The organism is Halorubrum alkaliphilum (genome assembly GCF_017873815.1).
Taxonomy (GTDB): domain Archaea; phylum Halobacteriota; class Halobacteria; order Halobacteriales; family Haloferacaceae; genus Halorubrum; species Halorubrum alkaliphilum.
The window spans coordinates 66,481-92,280 of sequence record NZ_JAGGKQ010000007.1 but is presented as its reverse complement, the minus strand read 5'-3'; the positions used below and the strand labels follow the sequence as shown (position 1 = coordinate 92,280).

Annotated in this window: 26 protein-coding genes and 1 pseudogene; 12 read left to right on the top strand and 15 right to left on the bottom strand. The window is 65.5% G+C overall.

Translation table 11 applies throughout. From position 1 onward, the window contains the following. Positions 1 to 101: 101 nt before the first annotated feature. Together J2751_RS06865 and J2751_RS06860 are read right to left on the bottom strand one after the other, a co-directional pair. The gene (locus tag J2751_RS06865) at positions 102 to 737 is read right to left on the bottom strand and encodes a vitamin K epoxide reductase family protein (protein WP_209484459.1); all 636 of its coding nucleotides are present in this window, start codon (positions 735 to 737) and stop codon (positions 102 to 104) included. A gap of 129 nt (positions 738 to 866) precedes the next feature. Continuing rightward, positions 867 to 1,235 (bottom strand): thioredoxin family protein, encoded by a 369-nt coding sequence (locus J2751_RS06860; protein ID WP_209484457.1) that lies wholly within the window; start codon positions 1,233 to 1,235, stop codon positions 867 to 869. A gap of 254 nt (positions 1,236 to 1,489) precedes the next feature. Here J2751_RS06860 and J2751_RS06855 point away from each other — a divergent pair, with 254 nt between their 5' ends. Beyond that, positions 1,490 to 2,062, top strand: a complete 573-nt coding sequence (locus J2751_RS06855; protein WP_209484456.1) for a TlpA family protein disulfide reductase — start codon at positions 1,490 to 1,492, stop codon at positions 2,060 to 2,062. Then, on the top strand, positions 2,059 to 2,733 hold the full coding sequence (locus J2751_RS06850) for a cytochrome c biogenesis protein CcdA (RefSeq protein WP_209484454.1): 675 nt from the start codon (positions 2,059 to 2,061) through the stop codon (positions 2,731 to 2,733). The genes J2751_RS06855 and J2751_RS06850 overlap by 4 nt, the downstream gene beginning before the upstream one ends. Here J2751_RS06850 and J2751_RS15770 read toward each other — a convergent pair. Continuing rightward, complete coding sequence (locus tag J2751_RS15770) at positions 2,668 to 3,024, bottom strand: DUF7542 family protein (protein ID WP_321168627.1); 357 nt, start codon at positions 3,022 to 3,024, stop codon at positions 2,668 to 2,670. The genes J2751_RS06850 and J2751_RS15770 overlap by 66 nt on opposite strands. Positions 3,025 to 3,212: 188 nt before the next feature. On the opposite strand from J2751_RS15770, the gene J2751_RS06840 reads away from it, so the two are divergent. Further along, positions 3,213 to 4,010 carry a sulfite exporter TauE/SafE family protein gene (locus J2751_RS06840; protein WP_209484453.1) on the top strand — a complete coding sequence of 266 codons (798 nt, stop codon included), beginning with the start codon at positions 3,213 to 3,215 and terminating at the stop codon, positions 4,008 to 4,010. A gap of 96 nt (positions 4,011 to 4,106) precedes the next feature. After that, positions 4,107 to 4,796, top strand: a complete 690-nt coding sequence (locus tag J2751_RS06835; protein ID WP_209484451.1) for an SCO family protein — start codon at positions 4,107 to 4,109, stop codon at positions 4,794 to 4,796. A gap of 64 nt (positions 4,797 to 4,860) precedes the next feature. Here J2751_RS06835 and J2751_RS06830 read toward each other — a convergent pair whose 3' ends face one another. The 5 genes from J2751_RS06830 to J2751_RS06810 are packed head-to-tail and all read right to left on the bottom strand — an operon-like array spanning position 4,861 to position 8,292. Then, on the bottom strand, positions 4,861 to 5,559 hold the full coding sequence (locus J2751_RS06830) for a DUF7546 family protein (RefSeq protein WP_209484449.1): 699 nt from the start codon (positions 5,557 to 5,559) through the stop codon (positions 4,861 to 4,863). Between the two features lie 7 nt (positions 5,560 to 5,566). Then, entirely contained in the window at positions 5,567 to 5,803 is a 237-nt protein-coding gene (locus J2751_RS06825) for a CbaC protein (RefSeq protein ID WP_209484447.1), read from the bottom strand. Further along, positions 5,800 to 7,593 carry a b(o/a)3-type cytochrome-c oxidase subunit 1 gene (locus J2751_RS06820; RefSeq protein WP_209484445.1) on the bottom strand — a complete coding sequence of 598 codons (1,794 nt, stop codon included), beginning with the start codon at positions 7,591 to 7,593 and terminating at the stop codon, positions 5,800 to 5,802. The genes J2751_RS06825 and J2751_RS06820 overlap by 4 nt, the downstream gene beginning before the upstream one ends. Then, positions 7,590 to 8,114 (bottom strand): cytochrome c oxidase subunit II, encoded by a 525-nt coding sequence (locus tag J2751_RS06815; protein WP_209484443.1) that lies wholly within the window; start codon positions 8,112 to 8,114, stop codon positions 7,590 to 7,592. The genes J2751_RS06820 and J2751_RS06815 overlap by 4 nt, the downstream gene beginning before the upstream one ends. A 7-nt stretch (positions 8,115 to 8,121) precedes the next feature. Next, a complete protein-coding gene (locus tag J2751_RS06810; RefSeq protein ID WP_209484441.1) occupies positions 8,122 to 8,292 on the bottom strand; it encodes a hypothetical protein in 171 nt (56 codons plus the stop codon). A 97-nt stretch (positions 8,293 to 8,389) separates the two neighbouring features. Between J2751_RS06810 and J2751_RS06805 the strand changes: the two genes are divergently transcribed. Together J2751_RS06805 and J2751_RS06800 are read left to right on the top strand one after the other, a co-directional pair. Further along, the gene (locus tag J2751_RS06805) at positions 8,390 to 8,590 is read left to right on the top strand and encodes a hypothetical protein (protein ID WP_209484439.1); all 201 of its coding nucleotides are present in this window, start codon (positions 8,390 to 8,392) and stop codon (positions 8,588 to 8,590) included. A gap of 69 nt (positions 8,591 to 8,659) precedes the next feature. Further along, entirely contained in the window at positions 8,660 to 11,110 is a 2,451-nt protein-coding gene (locus J2751_RS06800) for a heavy metal translocating P-type ATPase (protein WP_209484436.1), read from the top strand. Between the two features lie 787 nt (positions 11,111 to 11,897). Here the strand turns inward: J2751_RS06800 and J2751_RS06795 are convergent. Beyond that, entirely contained in the window at positions 11,898 to 12,140 is a 243-nt protein-coding gene (locus tag J2751_RS06795; RefSeq protein ID WP_209484434.1) for a SelT/SelW/SelH family protein, read from the bottom strand. Between the two features lie 158 nt (positions 12,141 to 12,298). Between J2751_RS06795 and J2751_RS06790 the strand changes: the two genes are divergently transcribed. Continuing rightward, positions 12,299 to 12,952 carry a trimeric intracellular cation channel family protein gene (locus J2751_RS06790; RefSeq protein ID WP_209484432.1) on the top strand — a complete coding sequence of 218 codons (654 nt, stop codon included), beginning with the start codon at positions 12,299 to 12,301 and terminating at the stop codon, positions 12,950 to 12,952. 54 nt (positions 12,953 to 13,006) lie between these two features. On the opposite strand, the gene J2751_RS06785 is transcribed toward J2751_RS06790, so the two are convergent. The 4 genes and pseudogenes from J2751_RS06785 to J2751_RS06770 all read right to left on the bottom strand — a co-directional run. After that, a complete protein-coding gene (locus J2751_RS06785) occupies positions 13,007 to 13,702 on the bottom strand; it encodes a DUF7546 family protein (RefSeq protein WP_245202656.1) in 696 nt (231 codons plus the stop codon). Continuing rightward, positions 13,699 to 15,123, bottom strand: a complete 1,425-nt coding sequence (locus J2751_RS06780) for a heme o synthase (protein WP_209484430.1) — start codon at positions 15,121 to 15,123, stop codon at positions 13,699 to 13,701. Before J2751_RS06780 ends, J2751_RS06785 begins: the two co-directional genes overlap by 4 nt. Before the next feature lie 96 nt (positions 15,124 to 15,219). Next, positions 15,220 to 15,648 (bottom strand): adenylyltransferase/cytidyltransferase family protein, encoded by a 429-nt coding sequence (locus J2751_RS06775; RefSeq protein WP_209484428.1) that lies wholly within the window; start codon positions 15,646 to 15,648, stop codon positions 15,220 to 15,222. Between the two features lie 140 nt (positions 15,649 to 15,788). Then, positions 15,789 to 16,262 (bottom strand): annotated as a pseudogene (locus J2751_RS06770) (Mov34/MPN/PAD-1 family protein); the annotation flags it as partial. A gap of 134 nt (positions 16,263 to 16,396) precedes the next feature. Here J2751_RS06770 and J2751_RS06765 point away from each other — a divergent pair. Then, the gene (locus tag J2751_RS06765) at positions 16,397 to 18,340 is read left to right on the top strand and encodes a DHH family phosphoesterase (protein ID WP_209484426.1); all 1,944 of its coding nucleotides are present in this window, start codon (positions 16,397 to 16,399) and stop codon (positions 18,338 to 18,340) included. A gap of 125 nt (positions 18,341 to 18,465) precedes the next feature. Here J2751_RS06765 and J2751_RS06760 read toward each other — a convergent pair whose 3' ends face one another. Further along, a complete protein-coding gene (locus J2751_RS06760; protein WP_394357373.1) occupies positions 18,466 to 20,091 on the bottom strand; it encodes a phospholipase D-like domain-containing protein in 1,626 nt (541 codons plus the stop codon). A gap of 309 nt (positions 20,092 to 20,400) precedes the next feature. Between J2751_RS06760 and J2751_RS06755 the strand changes: the two genes are divergently transcribed. Then, positions 20,401 to 20,607 carry a cold-shock protein gene (locus J2751_RS06755; protein WP_209484424.1) on the top strand — a complete coding sequence of 69 codons (207 nt, stop codon included), beginning with the start codon at positions 20,401 to 20,403 and terminating at the stop codon, positions 20,605 to 20,607. Between the two features lie 142 nt (positions 20,608 to 20,749). Here J2751_RS06755 and J2751_RS06750 read toward each other — a convergent pair whose 3' ends face one another. Beyond that, on the bottom strand, positions 20,750 to 21,475 hold the full coding sequence (locus J2751_RS06750; protein WP_209484422.1) for a nucleoside phosphorylase: 726 nt from the start codon (positions 21,473 to 21,475) through the stop codon (positions 20,750 to 20,752). A gap of 144 nt (positions 21,476 to 21,619) precedes the next feature. Here J2751_RS06750 and J2751_RS06745 point away from each other — a divergent pair, with 144 nt between their 5' ends. The 3 genes from J2751_RS06745 (at position 21,620) to hmgB (ending at position 25,711) form a co-directional block, all read left to right on the top strand. Beyond that, positions 21,620 to 21,817 carry a hypothetical protein gene (locus J2751_RS06745; RefSeq protein WP_209484420.1) on the top strand — a complete coding sequence of 66 codons (198 nt, stop codon included), beginning with the start codon at positions 21,620 to 21,622 and terminating at the stop codon, positions 21,815 to 21,817. A gap of 85 nt (positions 21,818 to 21,902) precedes the next feature. Continuing rightward, complete coding sequence (locus J2751_RS06740; protein WP_209484418.1) at positions 21,903 to 24,203, top strand: Ig-like domain-containing protein; 2,301 nt, start codon at positions 21,903 to 21,905, stop codon at positions 24,201 to 24,203. A 164-nt stretch (positions 24,204 to 24,367) separates the two neighbouring features. Beyond that, entirely contained in the window at positions 24,368 to 25,711 is a 1,344-nt protein-coding gene (gene hmgB / locus J2751_RS06735) for a hydroxymethylglutaryl-CoA synthase (protein ID WP_209484415.1), read from the top strand. The last annotated feature ends 89 nt before the right edge of the window (positions 25,712 to 25,800 follow it).

The window sequence follows — 25,800 nt, the reverse complement described above, 5'->3', positions numbered from 1 at the left end:
GGGAACCGGACGCGAAAAGCGCTCGCGTTTCGGATCGGTTTCGTGGGCGTCGTCGGCAACGACGTCGTCCGGGCGGCGCTCGGACGACGTTCAGGCCCCCATCACGCGAAGGGGATCATTTCGGGCAGCGGAAGCATCGGGACGGCGAACAGCCCGACGATCGTCGCCACCCCCATCAGGACCGGGAAGACGACGAGCGCGAGAGTCGTTCCACCGAGGACGCCGCCGAGGTCGCCGCTCATCTCGGAGAGCCCCGGCGTGTCGCTGCTCGAAAGCGCCGCCAACTCCAGACCGAAGAGGATCACGGTTGCGGCCGCCGAGACCATACAGAACGGACAGATCTCACCGATGACGAACAGTTGGAGGTAGACGAAGTACGCCGAAAACGCCACCCCGCTCGCCGTGATCGGCGTCAGGATCTTGATGATCAGCGGGTGCCGAGTGTCGAACCACCACAGCGCCATCGCGATGGTCGTCAGGTAATACAAGGCACCGAGCGTCGCCAGCGGGACGCCGAACACGTACGCCCACTGGCTCGTGATCACCTCGATGCTGCCCGCGACCGGCGCGTCGGCCGGCACCGACGGCAGCGCGAACAGGTGGATCGAGGTCAACATCACGCTCACGAGCCAGCCGACCACCGCGACCGAAGTGAATATCCCGAACAGGAGCGACACTCGCGAGGAGTAGTCCCAGTCGTAGTCGAATCGATTCGCGGTGTAGGTCTGCGTTCCCATACGAACCGATACTACCTACAGTATTTTAAGAATTGTGCTTTTCTATCAATACTATCGAGGACGTTCGTGATCGATACGAGACGCGGATGTGAGGGTACGGAGTCGCTTCCGATGGAGGAGAACTCGTCGCTATCCGGCGTGTTCGAGGACCCACTCGCTCAGATCCTCGCCGGGGATGAACCCCTCTGCGCGACGTGCGACGGGCTCACCGTCGACGAAGAGGACGAAAAGCGGCACGCTCCGGACGTCGAAGCGCTCGACGAGCGGCGGATCGTCCCGCGGGTTCACCAGGCCAACGAGAACGTCGAGTTCGTGCGCAATATTCCCGAGAACGGCCTCCATGCTCGCACAGATCCCGCAGCCGTCGGTGTAGAACTCGACGAGGGCGGCGTCGGCGTCCCCGACGAACGCGTCGAGTTCCGCCGCGTCTGTGAGCGGGACGGGCCGATCCGCGGACGCGTTCGTGACTGCCTCCGATTCAACTGTATTGTTTTCCATACACACTATCGTGTGCGGGTGGTGATAAACACCACGCCGACACGGCTCCGCTGAATCCTGTCCCTCAGAGCTGTTCTTGTCTGAAACGACCGGTCGCTGAATGGATACGCCCGACTCCCACCTCTCGACCCCACCACCCCACGACTCCGACGACCTACGGGAACCGATCCCGCCGTGGTCGACAGCGACGACCCACGGAGTCGTGAGACGATCGTACCACACGCGGTAAGGCGGCGGGGAAGAGAGGATCCGATATGCGACGACGCGACCTGTTGGCCGGGCTCGCCGGAGCGGGAGTCATCGCCGGCGGGGTCGCGGTCGGCTGTCCCCACGCGGTCGGCTCCTCCTCGAACGGCTCGGTCGAGGACGAAAGAGCCGGAGACGAACGGGACGGCACGAACGACCGCACGACCGTCCCGACGACGCGGATCGAGACGTTCGATGCGCCGGGCAGCGAGGCGGGCCACGAGGAGGTCCCCAAGCGCGGGTCCCCGACGGTACTCGAGTTCTTCGCGACCACCTGTGAGGTCTGTGCGGGCTACATGGAGACGCTCCGGGCGGTCGAGAGCGACGTCGACGCGACGTTCGTCTCGATCACGGTCGAGGTCGTCGACGTGACCGTCGAGCGCGAGACCGTCGTCGACTGGTGGCGCGAACACGACGGGACATGGACGGTCGGCGTCGACGATGACCTGATCCTCTCGACCGCGCTCGACGCCGCAAGCGTCCCCTTCACTGCCGTCCTCGACGGCTCGAACGCGGTCGTGTACGCCGGCGTGGGAGCGGTGGCCGAACACGACCTCCGCGACGCGATCGACCGGGCATGAGCGTGGTCGGAATGTTCGGGTTCGGAGCCGGGGGCGGGTCGATTGCGTTCGCCGCGGGCGTCGGCGTCGCTGCCTTCTTCTCCCCGTGTGCGTACGCGCTGTTGCCGGGCTACGTCGGCTACTACGTCGCCGCGACCGACGGCAACGGGCCGCCGCTCGCCGGGGCGCTCGTCCGCGGTGGAGCCGCCGTCATCGGTGTGTTCACCACGTTCGCCGTGATCGCGGGGGCGGCACTGCTCGCCGGTGACCTGCTCCGGACGACGCTCCCGTTTCTCGAGGGCGGCGTCGGCGTTGCGTTGGTGCTTCTCGGAACCATGACGCTTGCGGGCCTCGATCTCGACACACACGTCCCGCTTCCGCGTCGTCGGACGAGTATCGCCGGATTCGGGGCGTTCGGGGCGATGTACGCGCTCGCGGCGGCCGGCTGCGTCTCCCCGATCGTGATCGCTGTCGCCGTTCAGTCGCTCTCGCTGCCGACGACGACCGCGATCGCTTCCTTCGGCGCGCTCGCGGGGACGTTCGCCGCGCTGCTGCTCGCGACGACCGTCCTCGTTGCGCTCGGCCGCGACGCCGGCGTGAAGCGACTCGTCGGCCACTCCCGGTCGCTAACGCGAGTCGCCGGCGCGGTCCTCGTCGTCGCCGGCGCGGTCCAGATCGGCCTCGTGCTCTGACCCGTCCGAACGCTTCGGAGCGGCCGGGTACGGCGGCTCCGCGCGGTCCGATCGGGAGCGGTCCGGTCGAAGCAGCGGGGAGTCCTCGTCGACTAGTCCCGGGACTCCGCACACACCGGCGGCCGCGCCGGCACGCTCGACGCCGCCCGAGAGCGACTCGATCCGCCAGTCGACCGCGTGACCCGTCTCGCTCCGGTGGTCGTCCAGCGTCGTGCGGGCCGACCGGAGCTTCGCGTGTGTCGACTCGAACGAGCAGTCGTCACACGCTACCATGACCCGGGTTCGTTCCATACGAGCACGGAGGAGCCCCGCCGCGATAACCACCACGGTCGACTTGGATCGGAGTCGGTGGGTCCGCGCCCGACACGGTCGCGAGAGGATCGCACCAGACGCGTTAATCGGGCGTGGATCGAACCATGGCGCGTGGAGACACTCGGACCCCGTAACGCGAACGCGCCGACGCGACGAGGTCGGTCTGCGTGACGGTCGAGACCTGCGAGCCGTCCGGCAGCATCTACGCGTCCGAACCGTTGAGCCTCGTCGTCTTCCTCCTCATCGGACTGTTGGGCGGTGCCCACTGTATCGGGATGTGCGGCCCGCTCGTGACGACCTATGCCGATCGGATGCGCGAGTCGGGTCGGCGTGAGGATCATCTCACGGTCGGGCAGGTTCGCCAACACGCTCTCTTTAATCTCGGGCGGACGGCGAGCTACACCGCCATCGGTGGGCTGTTCGGTCTCGCCGGTAGCCTCGCGTTCGTTACGGGCCGGACGGCGACGACCGTCGCGCGCGACATCCACGCCGTAGCCGGGATCGTCGTCGGCGCGGTTATCGTCGCGATCGGAGTTCGGTACGCGGTGCGACTTGAGTTCCCGTCCACGACCGTCCCCGGACTCGGCCGGCTCTCGACGGCCGTCACCGGACGGATCGTTCCACGTGTCGACGCGTGGGTGGGAGATGTCCGGATCGCCGGGCTCGGGGCAGCCCACGGGCTGTTGCCGTGTCCGCTCCTGTACCCCGCGTTCCTCTACGCGTTCGTCCAAGGCGATCCCCTCGGCGGTGCGGTCGCGCTCGCCGCGCTCGGGATCGGAACGATTCCGGCGATGTTCCTCACGGGAACCCTCTTTGCGTCCGTGAGCCGCGAGACCAGGCTCCGTTTTCACCGGGTGCTGGGGGTCGTCTACGTCGTCCTCGGGTATGTCCCCCTCCAGCACGGGCTCGCGGCGCTCGGCGTCCCCCTGCCGCATCCGCCGATCCCCTACTACTCCCCGATCTGAAGGGGACGAACGTCCGAGCGGTCACGGCACTCCCCGCCGCGGCTCGTCAGTCGATCGTACCAGACGGGTTATTCCGATCGCGTGCCGAGATCAGGTATGAACCGACGTGCGCTGCTCGGCGGTGCCGCCGCCGTGACTGCGGGGACGGCAGGGTGTCTCACCCGGCTGTTCGAGGACGGGCCCGAGGGGGTCGTCCTCGGCCCACAAGCGGACCAGATCGCCGAGAGCGACGCGCTCTCGTACCCCGCCTACGGGCAGTCGATGCCGACGATCTCGCTTCCGGACCCGGTCGGGGGGATCACCGTCGACACGGAGGATCTCGACCGAACCGCGGTGTACACTACCTTTTTCGCCTCGTGTCCGGCGGAGTGCGGGATCCTCATGGGTCGGCTCAGTGCGGTCCAGGAGCTCGTCGCCGAACGAGGGCTGACCGAGAAGACCGCATTCCTCCCGATCACGTTCGATCCCGACCGTGACGACGCCGACGCGCTCCGTGAGAACGCCGACATCTACGGCGTCGACCTCGAGGCGGGTAACTGGCACTACCTCCGGCCCGAGGACCCCGACGAGGCGAACCGCGTCGTCACCGAGGAGTTCGGACTCGAGTTTGAGCGCGACACCGGGAGCGATCGGCTCCCCGGCTACGACTTCACCCACGTCGTGCTCACGACGCTCGTCAACCCCGACGGGGTCGTTGAGCGCGCCTACCGCGGCGAGAACCTCGATCACGATCGCGTCGCCGACGACATCGAAACGGTCGTCGAGGCGTTCGCCGACCGAGAGTAGTCAAGAGCCGCCCGTCGGCCGCACGGTTGTTTATAACTGAACGACGACACCACGAACACCGATCTCACCGCCGGCAGCTGCCCGCTCCGCGAACGATCACGCCGACAAGCAGGAGCGCGGCACTCACGAACGCGACCGTCGACAGTCGGTAGGAGCCGACGCCCTCGAACAGCGGTACGCCGACGGCCGACGCGGCAGCCGCGACGATCGGCAGCAGACAGCCCGCACAGCTGAACAGCCCGACGACGCCCGCCGCCAGTGACCCGGATCGGACGGTGAGCGCTCTCGCGAGCAACACGCCGAGGACGACGTAGCCGACCGACTGGAACGGGACGATAGCGAGCCCGACGATCCCGAGGTCGGCGAGGACGACGGGTCCCCAGCCGGGAAGCGCGCCGGTCACGGAGCCGCCGAACCCGGCCGCGTCCAGCGTGACGAGCCCGCTGACCGCCGCGAGCAGCAGAACGTAGCCGACGGCGACCCCGACCGCCCACGGGGACGTTCGCCGTCGACCGCTCGACGCGCGCCCGTCGACCGCCGTGATCGCCGCCAGCGCCCCCGCCCCGGTCACGAACCAGACGAGCGGGTAGCCCGCCCGCCCTACGTCGATCACGTCGGTGCTCGTCACCGAGAGGTACGCCGCGAGGACGACGAGGTACGCGAGCGCGACGAGCGTTCCCGCCAGTACGCCGCGATACACCGCACCTCGGACGCCGTGGAACCGGGCGGGCAGGCCGTCGACGGTACCGAGATCGGTCGCCATGATCGGATCAGACCGGGTCGTTCGGGTCGGTCCCGTTCGATCCCGTCTCGTCCGCTTCCCGCCACCCCCCTTTGAGTTGGATGACGGCGATGACGAGGCCCGCAAGTGCGAACACGCCGATCATGTACGGGATGAGCGGAAGTTCGACGCCGACGAAATCCAACACGGTCCGGAGTTCATAGAGGATCACGCCGAAGACGGCGAGCGCGACGTAGAGCCCCCCGCGAGTGATGTCTACGGTCATCGGATCACCCCTGAGACCGGTGTCGCGGCGTCGGCGATCGCTCCCGCTATCGGAGCGACCGCGTCCGCGAACGCGACGAGCGGTGCGCCGATCCACTGCGGATACGTCCCGACGCCGGGGCCGAACAGTCCGCCGTTGTCGATGATCGCGGCCAGCGGGAGTGCGTACGCGAGTACGACGAGGACGATCGCGATTCCCACCCAGAGCCGCAGGTTATCGAGGACTTTCGGCGCGTCCTCGGGACCCGAGAGCGCGGGCGGCAGCGGCTCCGCCAGCCCGGACACTTTCGGGTTCCCCATCGTCAACACGACGTTGCCGATGAAGAGGATGGTCGAGACGAAAAGCAGCGTCCCGCCGATGGCGATCTGAACGTTGAGCTCCTCCACGCCCCCGAAACCAATCGGGTAGTCGAAGCCGGAGTACTCCGGCTCGGCGGTCCGACGGGGGACTCCGAGGAGCCCCTGCGCGTGCATCGCGTTCGACATGAGCGCCATCCCGATGAACCAGAGGACGACTTGGAACAGCCCGATCGCCTTGCTGTAGATCGGCTTGTTCGATATCTGCGGCCAGATCCAGTACGTCCCCGCCATGAACGTGAGCGCGACCGCGGTGCCGACGGTGAGATGGAAGTGGCCGGGCACCCACATCGTGTTGTGGATCATGTAGTTGATGTTGAGCCCGGCGTTCACCATCCCGGAGAAGCCGCCGGCCGCGAACATCAGGCCCGCAAGCATCATGCCGGTGAACGCGGGGTCGCGCCACGGCAACGACGTGAGCCAGCCGAAGAGCCCGGTCCCACCCCGCTGGCGTGCGCCGTATTCGACGCTCGCGACGACGGTAAACGCGGTGAGCAGGCTGGGCAGCAACAGGAACATCGTGTTCGTCATCGAGATGAACTTGAACCCCTCCGCGATGCCGGGGTCGAGGTACTGGTGGTGGATCCCGACGGGCGTCGAGAGCAGCAGGAACAACACGAACACGACCCGCGCGAGCGGATCGCTGAACAGCCGTCCGCCGGCGATCTTCGGGAGGACGGTGTACCACAGCAGGTACGCGGGCATCAGCCAGAAGTAGACGACCGGATGGCCGAAGAACCAGAACAGCGTTCGCGTCAGGGTCGGGTTTATCTGCTCTATCAGCCCGAGCGACCACGGCAGCAGGAAGACCAGCACGGAGGCCGCGATCGCTGACGTCGCGATGTACCACATGATCATCGTCGTCAACACCATGAACGTCTGGAGCGGGATCCGCTCGTTCGGGTTCTCCTCGCGCCACGCGAGCCACGTGCGGAACCAGTCGGCGCCCGCGAGCCACGTTCCGATAATGAACACGACGAGGCCAGCATAGAAGAGCGGATGCGCCTGAAGCGGGGCGTAGAACGTGAACAGCACGTCGGCGCTCATGTCGAGTCGGTCAGTGAACCCGGCGAGGATCGCGATCCCGGTCATCGTGATCCCCGCTGACATCAGGAGGTACCACGTCCACGTGATCCGGATATCGACGACAGGGCGGTCAAGACTCCGGACGACCGCCCACGTGAACAGACCGACGAGGAAGAAGATGGTGAAGCTGATGACGAGGAAAACGCCGTGGGCCGTAAGCACCGTGTAATACTCGCCGGAGCTGATGAGTCCACGGAGGATATCAGTCCGGTGGAGCGTCTGGACGATACCGAAGGCGGCCCCCAGCGTGAGCGCGAGGAACGAGCCGAGGAACGCGGCGCGGACGACCTTCGCCTCTTGCGGGAACTTGTCGACGAACGTCGGCTCGGTTTCGAGCTCGGCGCTCATGCGTCCTCACCTCCCTCGGTCAACTCGGCGTACTCCTCCTCGGTGACGACCTCCATCGTCCCCTCCATGTCGTGGTGGCCCGCGCCGCAGTACTCGTTACAGACGATCCCGTACTCACGGGGTTCGTTCGCCTCAACGGTGATCTCGGCGACCTCGCCGGGCACGACCATCGTGTTCGCGTTCGTTCCGACGACCTCGAAGCCGTGGATCACGTCAGGAGAGGTGATATAAAAGGTGACCTCGCTGTTCTCCGGCACGACGATCGGATCGATAGTTCCCGGGTCGAACCCGTACTGGAACGCGACGACGTACACCTCGTAGCTGTTCTCGCCGACCTGCTCGACGCGCGGGTCGGCAAACCGATCGTCCTCGTCGAGAGCGGTCGCGTCGATCTGTCCGCCGCTGTCGGAGACCATCGCGATCCCCGGCCCGACCGCTCCGTACGTGACGGAGCCAATGAGCAGCAGTATCAGGACGATCGAGAGCGCCAACCAGAGCTTCTCGTAGGCGTGAATGTGCATCCAGTGATCACCCCACAATAACGAGATCCCGGCTCAGGAACTCGATGTAGTAGACGTAGATCCACGCCAACACGAGGATCGCGAAGTAGACGCCGATGAGCGCCAAGGTTCCGATCGGATCGAACTCCTCTTCGCCACCGTCGTCGACGACGGTTTCTGCGGTCTCGGTTCGGCTCATGGTAGCTGTTGAATACCCCCTTTCATATACCGTCGAACCATTCCCAAGTAATAAGAATCTTGCCGCTATCTATGACATCAGGTGACCGTGTACCAGTATGCAACTCCCGTTACAGTGGGCGTTACTCCTCGTGTTGGGCGCTCTCGTGCCCGTCGTCGCGTATGCGGCCGCCCGCGCTGACGTACTCGTTGTCATCGCCGGCGTGAACGTCCTCCTCATCTGGGCGAGCCTCCGAGTCGCCACCGGTGGAGGGTTCCGATCCGGCAGTACCGGCGACGACCCTCACGACGGCGTCTGATTCGGCGGAGTCGACCCACGGTGCTCACACCGTGACCGGCATCGAACTGCGAAACGCGGACACCCACTCATGTCGAACTGTACCCTCTGTGACCTGCCAAACGGGGACGACCCGCACACCGCCGCGGACGTCGACGGCGAGTTCTGCTGCCGGGGCTGTCTCGCGGTCGCCCGGTCGCTCGACGGCGTCGACGACCCCGCGGATCTCGACGAGCGACGGCCGGGGACGGAGCCAAGCGAGTCGTTCGACGGCGAGACGACCTTCCTCCACGTGAACGGAATGCACTGTGCGACCTGTGAGTCCTTTCTCGAACTGACTGCCGGGAAACGGAACGGGGTCGAGGCCGCGGAGGCGAGCTACGCGACGGACACGATCCGGGTCGACTACGATCCCGAGCGGATCGACCGCGACGAGTTGCCGAGCGCGCTCTCCGTCGCGGGCTACACTGCGAGCGACCGCGCGGAACCGACACCCGAGGGCGACGACGTCGATGTGGTCCGGTTCCTCGTCGGCGGCGGGTTCTTCGGGATGATGGCGATGCTGTGGTACGTGATCTTTCTGTATCCCACCTACTTCGGCTACGAGCCGCTGCTCGATCTGGGCGGTGTCTCCGGGCTCTACCTGTTCACTCAGATCTGGGTGTTTACCTCGATCATCCTCTTTTATACGGGGTTCCCGATCCTCCGGGGAGCATACGTGAGCCTCCGGGCGGGGCAGCCGAACATGGATCTGTTAGTGTCGCTGGCGGCGGTCAGCTCTTACGCGTACAGCACGCTCGCGATGTTTCTCGGTCGAACTGACCTCTACTTCGACGTCACCATCGCCGTGATCCTCGTCGTCACCGCGGGCGGCCACTACGAGGCGATAATCAAGGAGCGCGCGACCGGAGCGCTCTCGGCGCTGACGACGGCGGCGGAGACGACCGCCAGACGCGAGTCGGGAGAGACCGTTCCCACGGAGGCGATAGAGCCCGGAGACCGGCTGCTCGTTCGGCCGGGAGAGCGGGTTCCGTTCGACGGGACGGTCGCGGAGGGAACCGCCGCGGTCGACGAAGCGCTCGTCACCGGCGAGTCGCTGCCGACGACGAAACGCGAGGGCGACGCGGTCCGCGGCGGCACCGTCGTCACCGACTCGCCGGTCGTCGTCGCGGTCGGCGAGGAGGCGACGAGCACGCTCGACACGCTCGTCCGACTCCTCTGGGAGATACAGAGTTCGCGGTCGGGGATCCAGCGGCTCGTCGACAAACTGGCGACCATCTTCGTCCCGCTTGTGATCGTCGTCGCGGTGCTCGTCGGCGGCGCGACGCTCGCGACCGGTGGATCGGCAACGGCCGCCGCGCTCGTCGCGCTCACGGTGCTCATCGTCTCGTGTCCGTGTGCCCTCGGGCTCGCGACTCCGCTCGCGATTGCGGCCGGGATCCGAGACGCTGCTCGACGCGGGATCGTGGTCGTCTCAGACGCGGTTTTCGAGTCGGCCGGCGATGTCGACACCGTCGTACTCGATAAGACCGGCACCCTCACCGACGGAGAGATGCGGCTCGTCGGATCCACGGCCGCCGACGGGATCACAACGGAGCGCGTTCTCGAACGGGCGGCCACACTCGAACGCGCCTCCGCACACCCGATCGCCGACGCGATCGTCGGCGCGGTCGACCCGACCGCCGGGTCAGAGACCGCAACCGACGGCGGGACGGAGTCGGCCGTCGGCGTCGACGAACGGGCGGAAACGACCCCGCAGCAGGGGTCGAGAGCCGATGTGTCCGGAGTCGCCGAGGTGCCCGGCGTCGCCGATGTGACGGTCACCGACCGAGGGGTTGCGGGACAGGTGGGCGGCGACCGGGTTATCGTCGGTCACCGGTCGCTGTTCGCGGGAGCGGCGTGGTCGCTTTCCGACCGACTGGTCACAGCGGGCACGGAGGCCGAGTCTGCGGGCCACGTTCCAGTGTACGTCGGCTGGAACGGGTCGGTTCGCGGCGTGCTTGTCGTCGGCGACGCGGTCCGGGACGGGTGGGAGACTCTGGTTGAGGAACTCGACGCGCGGGGGAAACGGGTGGTCGTACTCACCGGCGACTCGACCGCCGCCGCCCGGCGCTTCGAGGAGCACCCCGCGATCGACGAGGTGTTCGCGGAGGTGCCCCCGGAGGCGAAAGCCGAGACGGTGCGGCGGCTGGGGGCGACCGAGCAGGTGGCGATGGTCGGCGACGGGAGCAACGACGCCCCCGCGCTCGCGGCGGCCGACATCGGGATATCGATCGCGAGCGGAACCGATCTGGCCGCCGACGCGGCCGATGCCGTCCTGTTGGAGGATCGACTGTCGGCGATTCCCGAGCTGTTCGACATCACCGCCGGAACGAACCGACGCTTAAAAGAGAACCTCGGCTGGGCGTTCGTGTACAACGGGGTCGCCATTCCGCTCGCGATCACCGGTGCGTTGAACCCGCTTCTGGCCGCGCTGGCGATGGGCGCGAGCAGCCTGCTCGTCGTGAGCAACTCGGCGCGGGCGGTGTTCGACGCGAATTAACAGTCTCTGGCTCTGTTGAAATATAATTCGTCAGATACGTTGTAGTCTGAAACAACCATTCGTTGAAGAGCGCGTAGTGATCGGTTCCGGGAGTGAGTCTCTCACATCGGCAGCGACGTGACCGTTTTAAAAAGACTGTGAGCGGCTGCGACGATCCCTTATAAATGAACGATGCGGTGGCGCGCCCCGGTTCGCGCCCTTTTGAGGGCGCGAACCGACGGTGCGAGGGAGCCCGGAACGGCGCTTATAAGCGCCGTTCCGGCGAGGCTGGGGAGGCGTGAGGTGCGGATGCTGTGCGGGGCGGGACTCAAAGGGGCAGTCGTGTGGGCGGCGTAGGCGTTCACGAGAGCGGAGCTCTCGTGAGCCAATCAGAACGCTACGCGTTCTGATGACGATGTAAGCAGCGTGGCGCTCCGCGCCACGGGCAGCCGGCGGCTCCGCCGCCGGCGACACCGCAACGAGGGAGCCTGCGACCGAGTGAGGAGCACAGCGAGCGTACGCCGCCCACACGGCTGGGGCTTTGGGAGTGTTCACCGCCGATCCGCCAGCAACCACTTATAAACGAACAGCTGGAGAAGTAGAGCCGCTCACCACAGCACCATCTACTTATAAACAGCCGCCAGCAACACCACTATCCCACTTATAAACAACTACTCCAACGTATTGCGAGACCTACTCCCGACATCACTCACTACTGCGTCTGTACTGACCCAAGGAAAGAACAGTATCACTTGCTACGGAGTTCAACAGGGCCAACCTTCTCCGTCTTCGGGCCGTCTCGCCGCAGTCAGGCCGCCGCGCCGACGTGGGGTTTCACGGCGCGGACGATGGCGTCCACGTCGTACTCGTCTTCGGTCTTGTCGAAGACGACCTCGTCGTCGACGCGGACGACAAACACGCCGTCGTCGCCGGTGACGAGGGCGACTTCGTCGACGCCCTCGCCGAACTGTTCGAGGACCGCTCCGGAGACGTCCTGTGCGCGGTTCAACATGCCACACGGTACGCAGTACTCGACCTCGACTCGTGTCATACTCCCACATGTCGGGCCCGCTGAGACTTAAAAGGGAGCCTCGCGGAACCGATATTTCGCGGACGGGCGGGGACGAACTGGAACGGCCGCTTTCGGCTGCGTCGTGCCGGACCCACTGGTGCGCAGCAGTCAAGGAGAAACGCACAAAAACGACTGTAATGAGACAGGAGATCATCCAGCTTTTATTTGGTGATCCGTTCGCTGTGATGAATACGATTGGTCTGGTCGCATTCGCGCTCGTTGGCGCCGCAAAAGCGATCCGTGAGGAGTTCGATCTGTTTGGAATCACCATCGTTGGATTGGCAATGGCGTTCGCCGGCGGGGCAACACGTGATCTGCTCGTGACGCGAACTCCGCTCGCGCTTCAGGCACCCACCGAGATTGCTCTCGGGCTGCTCGGTGTCGGGTTAGCCATCGCCCTGAGTGTCGTTCTGTCGACGCCGGATACACATCCCATTACGGTTCTTTCGGACGCTATCGGCTTGGCAGCGTTCACGACGACAGGCGTAATCGTGGCCACCGAGGCAGGAGTGTCCGTCTTCGGTATCGTTGCTATCGGCACAATAAACGCCGTCGGGGGAGGCGCATTTGCCGACATTCTGCTTGACCGATCGCCGTTTATTCTCTTCGAGGACTTCTATGCGAGTTGCGCAGTTCTCGGCGGGGTCGCGTACTGGCTCGCCGGGAGCGTGGGAGTTGCTGAAGGGATCGCTGCCGGGATGTGTGCGGGAGTCGTCGTCATAACACGAATAGCGGCAGTTACCTACAACTGGAGTCTTCCGACCATCCAAACACCCGACTCGGGAGAGTAGCCAGCTATTGACAGCCGGGAGAGGTGGCTGAACCAAGAGACGCTGGCGACACTCTCACGACCGGAATCCCGGCCGCCAGTACAACAGTCCGACTGTGATCAGAAACACGGCTGTCGAGAGTCCGTAGGAAACGTCGAGGGTGGTCGCCGCGAGAATCCCACTTCCGCCGAACACGGCCGAAGCGACCATCGCGATGATCGGAAACGTACAAGAGACACACGAGAGCAGTCCGACGACGCCGGCGACGACCGATCCGGACGCCTCCAACACGGTGATGTATACGAGCTTCGCAAGCGCGGCGTAGCCGATCAGGTAAGCAGGCACCAACACCAGCGTCAGGTACTCGCTCGCGTAGACGACCGCGGGCCCCCAGCCTAGTGGAAGCCACGCGATTCGGGCGTCGACCGCGCGCTCCGGAACACCGGTCGCAACCAGCCCGGCGAAGAAGGCTAACAGCCCGAAGTAGGCGGTCGCGATCGCCAGCGCGCGACGACGGGTCGGGAAGTTGTATCCGGCGGGCAGCGGCACGGCATACAGGACGTACGCGCCCACGTTGACCCACACGAGCCCGTAAAAGACGTATCTCGGAGTCGACGGGAACGAGCCGAGAAACGCGTAGTACAGGACGACCGCGAGCAGCTGGAAGTTGCCGATCAGCGCGAGCACGCCGGCGGTCCGCGCGGACGGAAGCGCCGCCTGGAGCCGGCCGACGAGGTCAGTCCCGCCGACCTCCGTCCAGCTCGCGGTCATACGACGACCAGCGCGTCGAGGACGACGGCGAACAACAGCAGGCCGAGATAGGCGTTCGACGCGTGGAACGCCCGGAACGCCGCCGCCTCAGTCCGCTCGTAGTGGAGCCGGATCACCGCCCACAGGAACACCCCGCCGAGCGCGACGCCGACGGCCGCGTACAGTCCGCCCAGTGGCTCCGCGACGAGCGCGAGCACCGCGGCGGCGACGAGCGTCGCGCCGAGATACCAGACGATGTGTCGGCGCGTCGCCGTCTCGCCGTGAACGACGGGCATCATCGGGAACCCGCCGCGCTCGTAGTCGTCTCTGTACGCCAACGCGAGGTTATAAAAGTGGGCTGGCGTCCACAGGAAGATGACCGTTGCGAGCAACAGCCCGCCGCCGCCGATCGTTCCCGTCACGGCCGCCCAGCCGATGAGCGCCGGGAGCGCGCCCGCAGCCCCGCCGAGAACGGTGTTCTGGACGGTGTTCGGCTTCAGTATCAGGGTGTACACGACACTGTAAAACAGGATCGCGACCAGCCCGAGGAACGCCGTCAACGCGTTCACGCTCCAGAACAGTCCGAGCGAAACCGCAGCCAGGAGTCCTCCAAACGCTAACGCGTGCGGGACTGGAACGAGGTCGGTCGCCAGCGGGCGGTCGTTTGTGCGTTGCATCCGCTTGTCGACGTCGCGTTCGAGCACGTGGTTGAACGTCCCTGACGCGCCGATGGCGAGCGCGCCGCCGACGAGCGTCGCGGCGACCGTGTACGGGGTGAAGCCCGCGCCGCCGGCCAGCGCCATCGCGGCGGCGGCGACGAGACAGAGCAGCCACATCAATCGTGGCTTCATCAGCCGGAAATACGCCGCGGCGGTCGCCTTCAAGCGCGGGATCGTCGCGGTCGGCACCGTCGGCGACGGAGTCTCCTCGACGGGCGGGAGGTCGTCGGTACCGGGCTCGAAATCGATCGGGACGTCGTCGTCGTCGCCGGTCGCGGCCTCCAGCCACCACGCGAGCGCGGCGAGAACGCCGCCGAATATCGCCACGCCGATCCCGAGATGGACAGCAGGGAGGGGAACAGAGGCGATCACGGGCGTCGACGTGCCGCCGAGGGCGACGAGCGCACCCAGTCCGATCTGGACCGGGTAGAGGAGGAGGGCGAACGCGAGCGCGGCACGGACCCGGCGGGCCGCGTTCTCGCGCCACGCGAGCAGCGCGGACGCCGCGATAGACGCGCCGACGACCGCCGCGAGAAGGCGGTGGCCCAAGGCGACCCAGCCGGCACGCGCAGTCGGGAGCGCGTAGCCGTTGCCACAGGCGGGCCAGCCGGTACAGGCCGCCGCGGCGTCCGCCAGCGAGGTCGTCGCCCCGACGACGAGCAGGAGGTACGCCCCCATCGCCGTCGCGCCGAGGACCGCGGGGAACCGATCGGGTATCGTCACGTGGATACGCTTAGGGATCTGTCCATATATGTCCCGCGCTTCCGCGGCCACGGACCGGTTCGCCCGCCGATCCCGTTTACCGTGCCGATCCCGGAGTCACTCCCGACGCGAGAGCACTCGATCGACGATGTCGCCGGTCGAAAGCAGTTCGTCGTCGTATCGGGGCTCCCGCGCGCTCGCCCGCTCGACTCGACAGTCGATGCCCCGGTCGGCGAGGGCGGCCGCGATCTCCGCCTCGTCGTGGTGTTGGTCGAACCCCAACACGATGACGTCCGGGTCGATCCGCGTTATCGGGACGAACACGTCGTCCGGGTCGCCGAGGTGTGCCTCGTCGACGGCGTCGAGCGCGGCGATCATGTCCCGTCGCTGTCGGGCGTCAAGGATCGGTTTCGGCTTGTGGGTGACGTTGGACGGCCGGGCGACGATGGCGTGTAGCTCGTCGCCGTACGTCGCCGCGTCCTCCACGTAGTGGACGTGCCCCGGATGGAGGAGGTCGAACGTCCCCTGCGCGACGACCCGAGTCATCGCCGCAGCCACGAGAGGAAGCCACCGGAGTCGTCGTCCTCGTCGCCCCAGCTGCCGCCGTCATCACGAGCGTGACCGCCACGACCCTCCCGGGCGTGGTCGTCGGGATCGATGACGCCGCGGTCGTGGCCGTCCTCGACGAGCTCCCGGTCGATGTCCTCCTGCGTGAAATGGAAGAAGTGCTCGTCCGGAACCTCGACGTCGAGCACGTCGAGGGTCGTCTGGTTCCCCTCGTTGTCGAACGCCTTCCAGTCGCCCCACCCGTAGGGCGCGCCGACGATGATGTGTACCTCGCCCTGGCCGAACGTGGCGAGGTCGGCCGAGCTCGGTCGAAGCGCTCCGTTCGGGTGCGAGTGGACGGAGCCGACCGAGCGCATGTCGTTCGGTTTCATGTGTGATCTGACGGAGGCGCTCACCGGGTTCGACTCCGTGCCCGGGATGACGAGCACGTCCGTGATCACCTGTCCCTCCCGGTCGATGTCGAGCTTTCTGGCGTCGTCGCTCCGCAGAAACCCCATGTACTCGTTGGGATGGGTCTCCTCGCTGGCTTCGAGGATGAACTCCATGGTCTCCCGGGCGATCCCGAGGAGCTCGTCCGACCGGAACAGTCGCATACCAGAAGTAACTCGTCGTCGCCTCATAGGGGTTCCGGACCGGTGGCAGGGACTCGGAGACGGTCCTGATCCCGCAGGATCCCAGCGGAGGCGGAGATAACAAGCTTAACACCTACTGATCCCGAACGACCCGTATGAGCGAGAACACCGCCGGGGATTCCGGCATGCGGGACGATTCGAGTCCCGAACCCGACGCCGCGACGGCGAAGGGGACCGCCGACGAGGCGATCGTCTACGACCTAGCGCCTGACTGTACGCTCGAGGACGTCGAGAGCGACGCGCTGTACCACGCCGAAGTCAACGGCGTCGTCGAGTACGGCGTCTTCGTCGACGTCTCCGACGCCGTCTCCGGACTCATCCACTCGTCGACGCTCGACGGATCCTACGAGGTCGGCGACCGGCTGGTCGTCCGGCTCACGGATATCAAGGAGAACGGTGACATCGCCTTCGCCGACGAGTCGCCGGAGGCCTACACGACCGAGACCGTCGAACACGAGCCGACCGTCTCGCGAGTTCACGGGCTCGTTCCCGGCGACGAGGTCACCGTCGAGGGAGAGGTCGTCCAGGCGAAACAGACGGGCGGTCCGACGATCTTCGGCGTCGCGGACGGATCCGGCGTCCTCTCGTGTGCCGCCTTCGAGGAGGCGGGCGTCCGCGCGTACCCCGAGATCGGCGTCGGTGACGTGGTCCACGTCGCCGGAACCGTCGAGACCCGCGAGGGCGGTATTCAACTGGAGGTCGACTCGCTAAAGCCGCTCGACGGCGACCGTGAAAACGAGGCACGGGACCGCTTCGAGACCGCGCTCGACGAGCGCGCCGAGCCCGCGGACGTGGAACCGCTCGTGGAGTGGGAGTCGTTCGAGTCGATTCACGAGGACCTCCGTGAACTCGCCCGAACCCTCCGTCGGACGGTGCTCGCGGGCCGGCCGCTCCGCGTCCGGCATCACGCCGACGGCGACGGGATGTGTGCGGCGATCCCCGTCCAGCTGGCGTTGGAGCGGCTCATCCGCGACGTCTACGAGGATCCCGACGCTCCGCAGCACCTGTTCAAGCGACTGCCGAGCAAGGCCCCCTACTACGAGATGGAGGACGTCACGCGCGACCTCAACTTCGCGTTGGAGGGTCGTGCCCGCCACGGCCGGAAGCTGCCCCTCCTGTTGATGCTCGACAACGGCTCGACCGAGGAGGATGTGCCCGCCTACGAGAACCTCACCCACTACGACATCCCGATCGCGGCCGTCGACCACCACCATCCGGATCCGGAGGCGGTCGCTCCGCTGCTCGACGCACACGTCAACCCGTACCTCCACGGCGAGGACTACCGGATCACGACCGGAATGATGTGCGTCGAGCTCGCGCGACTGATCGACCCGTCGATCGGCGACGAGCTCGAACACGTCCCCGCGGTCGCGGGACTCTCGGACCGCTCGAAGGCGGAGGCGATGGACGACTACCTCGCGCTGGCCGCGGACGCCGGCTACGACGTGGACGACCTCCGCGACATCGGCGAGGCGCTCGATTACGCCGCCCACTGGCTGCGCTACTCCGAGGGGAAGACCCTCGTCAACGACGTGCTCAACGTCGGCTGCGACGATCCCGAACGCCACTCCGAGCTCGTAGAGTTCCTCTCCGATCGCGCCGAGCGCGACGTGAACCGCCAGCTGAACGCCCTCGACGAACACGTCGAACACGAGCGACTCGCCTCCGGCGCACACCTCTACCGGATCGACGTCGACGAGTACGCCCACCGATTCACCTATCCCGCACCGGGGACGACCACCGGGGAGCTTCACGACTCGCGCGTGACGGAGACGGGCGATCCCGTCATCACGATCGGTTACGGGCCCGACTTCTGTGTGCTCCGCTCCGACGGCGTTCGGCTCGACATCCCGAACATGGTCACGGAGCTGAACGAGGAACTCCCCGAGGCGGGCGTCTCGGGCGGCGGCCACCTCGTCGTCGGCTCGATCAAGTTCGTGAAAGGTCGGCGTGAGGCCGTCATCGAGGCGCTCATTGGGAAGATGGCTGACGCCGAGATCGACGAGGCGCTCTCCTCGACGATCGCGATCGACGACTGAGACGCGGTTCCCGGTCGGCGACCGAGACTCCGTTCGCAGTCGACCGGGGGACGACTCCGTCTCGCAGCACTACCTCACGGTACGATCACGCGAGCACCGACACGGTCACGCGAGCACCGACACGGTCACGCGAACGCCACCCTCCGACGCGCAACGACTCCCGCACCCGCAAGCGACGCGACTAATCCGCCGACGAGTCCGACGGGGAGGTGGACCCCGCCCCCGCGCCAGTCGGCCGCGTACGTTCGCGCGTAGAAGTCGGCTACGTCGGGACTCTCGACCGCGAGCAACACCTCGCGGTTCTCCGTCGCCGCCTGCTCGTTCCAGTTGAGACTCCCCACGACCGCGGTGTCGTCGATCACGAGTCCCTTGGCGTGGACCTTTCCGTACCGACCACGGGGGTCGGCGACGGCGACATCGATCGGCTCGTCGGCTAGCGTTTCGGCCAGTTCCCGGTTCTCCTCGCGGTCGTACCACTCGCCGGAAAGCAGGAGATGCGTGTCGACGCCGCGGTCGGCGGCCCGGCGGAGCGCCCGGACGATCCGCTCGTCGGGGCCGCCGGTCCGGGGGACGACGGCCAGCACGCGGTCGTCCGCCGCGTCGATCCGCGCCACGATCCGGGCGGCGGCGTTTCCGGGGGCAGTGAGGAGTTCCACGTCCGCGGGTGCGGGAGACGACGGCTCGAAACGGGACGGATACGGCCTCTCACGCTTCCCGCCCGATCCGTCGGTAGGATCCGATGGCGGTCCGTGAAACGTCGTGTCCGCCCGAAACGACGCCCAGTCTCGGGTGTCTTCGGCGGTCGCGTCGTTCCAAAAGAGGGTAGCGATCTCGGCTGCGATCGCGTCGTCGTCGGTGAGAACTCCCCAGCCGCGGTTCGAGCCGCCACCCGTCCCCGAACGCTTCCAGTTCTCCGTGAGGACGAGGGCACGATCGTCGGCGACGGCGTACTTCGCGTGATGGAATCGGAACCGATCGGGGTCGCCGTCGAGGACGCGGACATCGATGCCCGCTTCGTCGAGCCGATCGGCCGCGTCTGCGCCCCCCTTCTGGAACCCACCCACCGGGGTTCCCTCGATCAACACCCGGACCTCGACGCCCCGCTCGTGGGCGGCGACCAGCCGGTCGACGACTCGATCGGACTCGACCGTGTAGCCGGCGAGCAGGACGCGCTCCTCCGCCGTTTCGAGGGGATCGACGGGCACGGACGGACTGTCAGGAAGGACGAACGGCGTCACCGTCGTATCCGAGACGGGTTTCGGCGACCGGGGCTCGTATCCGTCCGGTCGCCACTCGCCCCATTCCGCACGCCAGCGATGCCCCTCGCGAACGCGTCCGTACTCGACGACGTCGACGACCTCGTCGTCGTTACGGAGCTCGATCCGGTCGCCGGCAGCCGCGAGGGGGAAGTGGCCCTCAAGAGCGTGGACATCGATCCCCTCGAGGTGGGCCGCCGCGAGCTCCGGCTTCATCGAGAGCGCAACGGTTCCGTTCGCTGCCGGTGGGACCTCGACCTCGTGGTAGCCGTCCGAGAGCGACCAGTTTCCGGACGGGGGAAGCCTGACGACGAGGTACTCTCCACGATTTCCTTCCGCGACCGGGTTCGGATACAGCTCGACGATCCCCGGATCTTCCGTTGAGGACGCGTTCGAGTCGGTTAACACGGGGTGTAACGTGTTCGGTGGAACGTCCGAACCCGCGGTGTCCGAACTCGCGGCGATCGGAGTGGCGGCGTCCGAACTCGCGGCGATCGGAGTGGCGGGAGAGACCGTTCCAGCGGGGACGACCGCCGCAGTGAGGGCAAGAGTCGTGAGTACTGCGACGACTAAGACGGGAAACACGACACTCCCGATCCGGCGAGGACCGGCGGTATCGTCGGCCGTGCTACCGGGCGGATCGGACCGACGGGATCGCCTGGACGAGGAACGCACGGGAGAGAGTCGCCGCGGTATCCCGTATAAACGATCGCTCGGAGCTCGTCAACATCGGCTCGTCGGATCCACCGTGATACCACGGCTCTCGGAAGGGTTATCACCGGACCGACCCTACGTTCGTTTGTAATGGCAAACGGAAAGGTTGATTTCTTCAACGATACTGGCGGCTACGGTTTCATTTCGACGGACGACGGCGACTTGGACGAGGACGATGACGTGTTCTTCCACATGGAAGACGTTGGCGGCCCGGACCTCGAAGAGGGACAGGAGTTAGAGTTCGACATCGAGTCGTCGCCGAAAGGCCCCCGCGCGACGAACGTCGTCCGTAACTAACTACGTCTTCCGGCGACCGTCGCCCGGAGATCCTCTCACCACGACCATCGAGCCCGGTTCCTCTACGCGAGAACGCCGGACGCGACACAGTTTTAACGAGCTGTCGACCATCGAGCGACTGCGATCGGTGACGGTGGTCCGACTACAGCGCCGTGACCGCGTTCAGCGTGATCCGAATGGCGCGTTCGACGTTGTTTTTCGCCTTTTCAGGGAGTTCACCGTCGGAGTCCGCACCCTTCTGTGAGCCCGCGACGAGGTTGCCGTCGACGGTACAGATCGCGCCCGCGGCGAGCCCCTTCCGGCGAGCCAGCGAGAACACGGTCGCGGCCTCCATCTCGATCGCGAGGAGGTTCGCGTCGTTCCAGTCGTCGACGTACTTGTCGCTCTCATTATAAAAGGCGTCGTCGGAGACGATGGGCCCGACGTGGACGTCTTCGTCGTTCGCCTCCGCGCCGTCGACGAGCGCCGAGAGGGCCTCGTAATCCGGCACCGCGGGATAGTTCGCCGACTCGTAGCGCTTGCTCGTTCCCTCCTCCTTGGCCGCGCCCGTCGCGACGACCATGTCGCCGACCTCCATGTCCGCCTGGAGCGCGCCGCAGGTGCCACACCGGAGGAACGTCTCGACGCCGACGCGCGAGAGCTCCTCGACGGCGATGGCCGCGGAGGGGCAACCGATACCGGTCGAACAGATCGTGAGGTCGACGCCCTCGTAGCTCGCGTTGACGACGCGGTACTCGCGGTTCTCCGCGACGAGCTCGCTGTCGTCACACAGGTCCGCGATGCGGTCGACGCGCCCCGGATCGCCCGGGACGATCGCGATCTCGTGGACGTCGCCCTCCTCGATCAGCAGATGCGGCTGTTTCGCCATGTCCGCGAAGAGCACCGCCGCGCGCAAAAACGACCCGGTAGCGAGCGAGGGGTACGCTCGGCATCTACATTCTCTATAGCAGTATACGATGTATTTTGCTCAGCAAGTGTGTTCACTTATATACTGGTAGCCGGTGGGTTTCGTATGGACGACGATTCCGCTGACGGGGGGTCGCTGCTCTCGACGCTCGGCGCGGTCGTGGTGTCGTTCGTGGGGATCACCCTCCTGTCGGGAACGCTTCTCGGATACAACTGGACCCAGGCCGTCCTACTCGGCGGGTTCGGCGGGGTCGTCGCCGCGGCCTCGGCGGCGGTGACGGCGCGGCGGTCGTCGAACGAGTGACCAACTCGAGGAGGGCCAGAAACCGGTTATCGGACGTGAGACGTGGTCGCGGGAATTTATAAGCACGGACGACCGAACGTCGTCAATGAGCTTCAGTCACGACCGTCGAGGTCAGTCGGTCGTGGTCGGGACGGTGATCCTGTTCGGCTTCCTCATCTTGGCGCTGTCGCTGTACCAGGTGCAGGTGGTGCCACAGGAGAACAGCGACATCGAGTTTGACCACAGCCAGCAGGTCGAAGGAGAGTTTTTGGACCTCCGAAACGCGGTCTTGAGCGCGAGCCGCACCGGTGCCGGCCGCTCGACATCGTTGAAACTCGGAACCCGGTATCCACAGCGGACGTTCGCGCTGAACCCGCCGCCGGCCGCGGGCCAGTTATCGACGACCGACCCCCGTGAGCTGCGTGTCGAGAACGCCACGGTCGAGGGAGAAGGGAACGTCGTCGCATACTGGAACAACCGGACTACGAGGGACGGTGCGATCGCGTTCAACACGAGCTCGCTGCGGTACTCGCCCGGATACAACGAGTTCCGGGACGGTCCCGACCTCGTGTACGAGCACTCGCTCGTCGTCGCCGAGTTCGAGAACACGGTCCTCTCCCGGACCGGGCAGACCGCGGTGGACGGCGACAACCGGATCCGGCTGACCGCGCTGGACGGAAGCGTAGACGAGTCGGGCGTCGAGCGGACGAGTCTGGACCCGGAAGCGCTCTCGCAGAGCCGGCGTTCGGTGACGCTGAACTCGACCGGAAGCGATCCGATCGTCCTCGAGCTACCGACGGATGTGTCGACTGAGCGAGCCGGGGATCTCGAGTCGGTGTGGCGCGACCGACTTGCGGAAGACGATGCGAATGTCGAGGATGTCACCGTCGCGAGCGGCACGGTTCGAGTCGAACTGAACGGTACAGCAACGTACCGCCTTGAGCTTGGCAAGGTCGGACTCGGAACTGAGACGACCGCTACCAACGAATCGGACGGGTACATCATCAAGGTCTCTTCGGAGAACGGGGTCGCAGTCGCGGAAGTTCGTGACCGATACAACAACCCTGTTGGGAACGCACAAGTCACTATCTCGGTCGACGGTTCGTTCGAGGAGACCGCGCAGACCAATGAAGAGGGTCGCGTCAGTTACGAGGTTGACGACGTTTCGGATATTGAGATGGCGATCAACGACGGGACCGAAACGTGGGAATCCATTTCGTTCGAGAGTGTCGGTGCTGGTGCCCCTGGCGGAGGTGGTGGTGCCCAATCGCTCCTCGTCGCACCGGAGGAGGCAGTCGCGTTCAATGGTCCTGGCTCTACCGAACGAGGCGGGTTTCAATTAGATGTCGAGAATCAACACGATGAGCAAGTCCGCATCACCGACGTAACGGTCCTTCCAGAGGATCCGGCCCTCAACGGGTTGTCCGATGAGGCGGATAGCTCTGGACCGGGTCGATCTGAACTGTACGTGCAGTCCGAAACCGACGCCATCGGTGATAAAAACGTTCTCTTAATTCCCGATCGGGAGTACGCTTTCATTCCGAACAGCGGACTCCAACTGAATCTCCAGCGCGGCCCTGAAAAACGAGCGTACGACACGGACACCGGGGAATATGTCGACGCCGAGACGGACTTTTCCGGTGTAGAAGTCCCGCTGAATTCCGGAGAACAGGCCACGATTACCCTAGCGGAGTTCTACAAAGTTGATCTGTTTGATGCGGCTGTCGTCGATGTCGCTGGTGAGACGTTCAGCGTTACTATCGGATACAAGGTCGCAGGTGAGCGACAGACCAAACAGTTCGTTACGACGATCGAGGAAGCGCCGATAGGGCGCGTGAACGTCCAAGAAAACATTGCACCCGGTGACGTCGACTTCGATGTGACCACCGATCAGTTCCAGAGTTTAGCAGCGGGATGGGTCGTTGTCGAGAACGCAGCAAGTGGCCAAACGGTTTCGTTTGAGTCGACTGATGGGGAGACGACGGCGGTCGATTCGGCTGACGTCGGCGGACTCTCTGAGGGCGATGAAATCGTCGCCACCCTCTATGAAAGTGACACGGAAGAGCGGCAACTGGATCAGGATAGCACCACCGTCGGAGGTGGAGCGTCTGCGATCAATGCGTTCGACGTGACGGACCAGAGCGGTAACCAAGCTCGGTTTGATGTCGATTGGGTTGTGACAAATGACGACGACGACCTCGATACAGTCGAAATCGAACTACAAGATGAGACCGGTACTGTTGTCGATACAGTTCTTAACGACGTCGGCGGTGGGAGTGCTTCGGGAACCGATCGGGTCGAACAGACCGCAAATCCTCCCGATCAAACGTATACCGTACGACTGATCGTGACAGACAACAACGGAAACGAGGTCGTCGAAACGCGGGAAATTGTGTATAGTGGCTGAGTCGGCTCCGCTTTTGCAGCGGTCTCAGTGTAGTACAGGCCGCTTTTAGCTCTCGTGCTGGCAAATGTACGAGAACCGGTTTCTGTAGGTGGCTTTAGAAGATACAACAATCGACGTAATCCACCATCGACAAAGCCATATGCCCACCTCATGAACAATCGCCTATGACCGAAGTCGGCATCGACGCCGTCGAGATCTGGACCGGAAAGCTCAAGCTCGACTTGCCCGGCACGTTCGCGCCGGAGAAGGGCGACGACCCGGAGAAGTACACGAAGGGGCTCGGGCTCCAGAACTCCTCGTTCCCGGACGTGTACGAGGACATCGTCACGATGGGCGCGAACGCCGCGAAGCGCCTGATGGACCGCAAGGGGCTCGAACCGGCCGACATCGGCCGGATCGACGTCGCCACCGAGTCCGCGTTCGACCACTCGAAACCGGTTTCGACGTACATCGCGGGCTGTCTGGAGAAGGTGTACGACGGCGACTTCCGCCACGCTAACAAGGGCGAGCGTAAGTTCGCCTGCGTCGCGGGCACCCAAGCGATCGACGACGCGTACAACTGGATCCAGGCGGGTCGCAACCGCGACCGTGCCGCGCTCGTGATCGCGACGGACACGGCGCTGTACGCCCGCGGTGACCCCGGCGAGGCAACGCAGGGTGCGGGCGCGGTCGCGATGCTTATCGACGAAGACCCTGACCTCGTCGAGCTGTCGACCCATCAGGGGTACGGCTCGATGGACGAGACGGACTTTCTCAAGCCGAATCAGCAGTTCCCCAGCGTCGACGGCAAGCGATCGATGCAGGTGTATCTTTCACGGATGCGCGAGGCGCTCGAAGACTACGAGTCGGTCTCGGGGAAGATCCACCTCGACGACTTCGCGTACGCTCCGTACCATACTCCGTTCCCGGGGATGGTCCGGAAGGCGGCCCTACTCGCGTACCGGCACGTCATCCGCGACACGGAGTACGAGGACGACTTGGCGGGCGAGATCGGTCGTCAGCCCCGTGAGAACGAGTACGCGGACCGCGAGGCGTACGAGGAGGCGATCCGCGAGTACATGGACGAGCTGAAAACGACCGAGCAGTACGGAGCGTGGTACGACGACGTCGTGGAGCCGACGCTCGAACTCTCTCGGGAGGTTGGCAACTGGTACACCGGGTCCGTCCACATCGCCCGTGTCAGCGCGCTACGGGACGCTCTCGACCGCGACCGCGACTTCGTCGGCGAAACGCTGCTCGTCGCCTCATACGGTTCCGGCGCGCAGGCCGAGATACACGCCGAAACGGTTCAGGAAGGATGGCGTGAGGAGATCGAGACGCTCGATATCGACGCACAGCTCGACGCACGGTATGACCTCTCGTGGGACGAATACGAGGACGTCCATGACGTACACGAGTACGACAAGGACCTCGATCGCGAGATTGAGGAGTTCACCGCTCCCGATGGGGAGTTCGTGTTCACCGGTTGGGGTCGGATGAACGAGCGGAAGTACGAGTACGTGGCGTAACTGCGACTCGTGGCGAGCGTGCCGCTCCCCCGTGAAAACGCGTCACACGACGCTTCTCGAAGACGATGGGTTTAAACGACGTTAGAGTG

What these genes read in the sequence shown, in the direction of transcription:
- hmgB (WP_209484415.1), top strand. Translation starts at nt 24,368, where the DNA reads ATGACCGAAGTCGGCATCGACGCCGTCGAGATCTGGACCGGAAAGCTC.
- J2751_RS06750 (WP_209484422.1), bottom strand. Translation starts at nt 21,475, where the DNA reads ATGGCGAAACAGCCGCATCTGCTGATCGAGGAGGGCGACGTCCACGAG.
- J2751_RS06795 (WP_209484434.1), bottom strand. Translation starts at nt 12,140, where the DNA reads ATGACACGAGTCGAGGTCGAGTACTGCGTACCGTGTGGCATGTTGAAC.
- J2751_RS06820 (WP_209484445.1), bottom strand. Translation starts at nt 7,593, where the DNA reads ATGAGCGCCGAGCTCGAAACCGAGCCGACGTTCGTCGACAAGTTCCCG.
- J2751_RS06825 (WP_209484447.1), bottom strand. Translation starts at nt 5,803, where the DNA reads ATGACCGTAGACATCACTCGCGGGGGGCTCTACGTCGCGCTCGCCGTC.
- J2751_RS06865 (WP_209484459.1), bottom strand. Translation starts at nt 737, where the DNA reads ATGGGAACGCAGACCTACACCGCGAATCGATTCGACTACGACTGGGAC.
- J2751_RS06830 (WP_209484449.1), bottom strand. Translation starts at nt 5,559, where the DNA reads ATGGCGACCGATCTCGGTACCGTCGACGGCCTGCCCGCCCGGTTCCAC.
- J2751_RS06805 (WP_209484439.1), top strand. Translation starts at nt 8,390, where the DNA reads ATGCAACTCCCGTTACAGTGGGCGTTACTCCTCGTGTTGGGCGCTCTC.
- J2751_RS06810 (WP_209484441.1), bottom strand. Translation starts at nt 8,292, where the DNA reads ATGAGCCGAACCGAGACCGCAGAAACCGTCGTCGACGACGGTGGCGAA.
- J2751_RS06860 (WP_209484457.1), bottom strand. Translation starts at nt 1,235, where the DNA reads ATGGAAAACAATACAGTTGAATCGGAGGCAGTCACGAACGCGTCCGCG.
- J2751_RS06755 (WP_209484424.1), top strand. Translation starts at nt 20,401, where the DNA reads ATGGCAAACGGAAAGGTTGATTTCTTCAACGATACTGGCGGCTACGGT.
- J2751_RS15770 (WP_321168627.1), bottom strand. Translation starts at nt 3,024, where the DNA reads ATGGAACGAACCCGGGTCATGGTAGCGTGTGACGACTGCTCGTTCGAG.
- J2751_RS06765 (WP_209484426.1), top strand. Translation starts at nt 16,397, where the DNA reads ATGAGCGAGAACACCGCCGGGGATTCCGGCATGCGGGACGATTCGAGT.
- J2751_RS06790 (WP_209484432.1), top strand. Translation starts at nt 12,299, where the DNA reads ATGAGACAGGAGATCATCCAGCTTTTATTTGGTGATCCGTTCGCTGTG.
- J2751_RS06835 (WP_209484451.1), top strand. Translation starts at nt 4,107, where the DNA reads ATGAACCGACGTGCGCTGCTCGGCGGTGCCGCCGCCGTGACTGCGGGG.
- J2751_RS06850 (WP_209484454.1), top strand. Translation starts at nt 2,059, where the DNA reads ATGAGCGTGGTCGGAATGTTCGGGTTCGGAGCCGGGGGCGGGTCGATT.
- J2751_RS06815 (WP_209484443.1), bottom strand. Translation starts at nt 8,114, where the DNA reads ATGCACATTCACGCCTACGAGAAGCTCTGGTTGGCGCTCTCGATCGTC.
- J2751_RS06785 (WP_245202656.1), bottom strand. Translation starts at nt 13,702, where the DNA reads ATGACCGCGAGCTGGACGGAGGTCGGCGGGACTGACCTCGTCGGCCGG.
- J2751_RS06800 (WP_209484436.1), top strand. Translation starts at nt 8,660, where the DNA reads ATGTCGAACTGTACCCTCTGTGACCTGCCAAACGGGGACGACCCGCAC.
- J2751_RS06855 (WP_209484456.1), top strand. Translation starts at nt 1,490, where the DNA reads ATGCGACGACGCGACCTGTTGGCCGGGCTCGCCGGAGCGGGAGTCATC.
- J2751_RS06745 (WP_209484420.1), top strand. Translation starts at nt 21,620, where the DNA reads ATGGACGACGATTCCGCTGACGGGGGGTCGCTGCTCTCGACGCTCGGC.
- J2751_RS06775 (WP_209484428.1), bottom strand. Translation starts at nt 15,648, where the DNA reads ATGACTCGGGTCGTCGCGCAGGGGACGTTCGACCTCCTCCATCCGGGG.
- J2751_RS06740 (WP_209484418.1), top strand. Translation starts at nt 21,903, where the DNA reads ATGAGCTTCAGTCACGACCGTCGAGGTCAGTCGGTCGTGGTCGGGACG.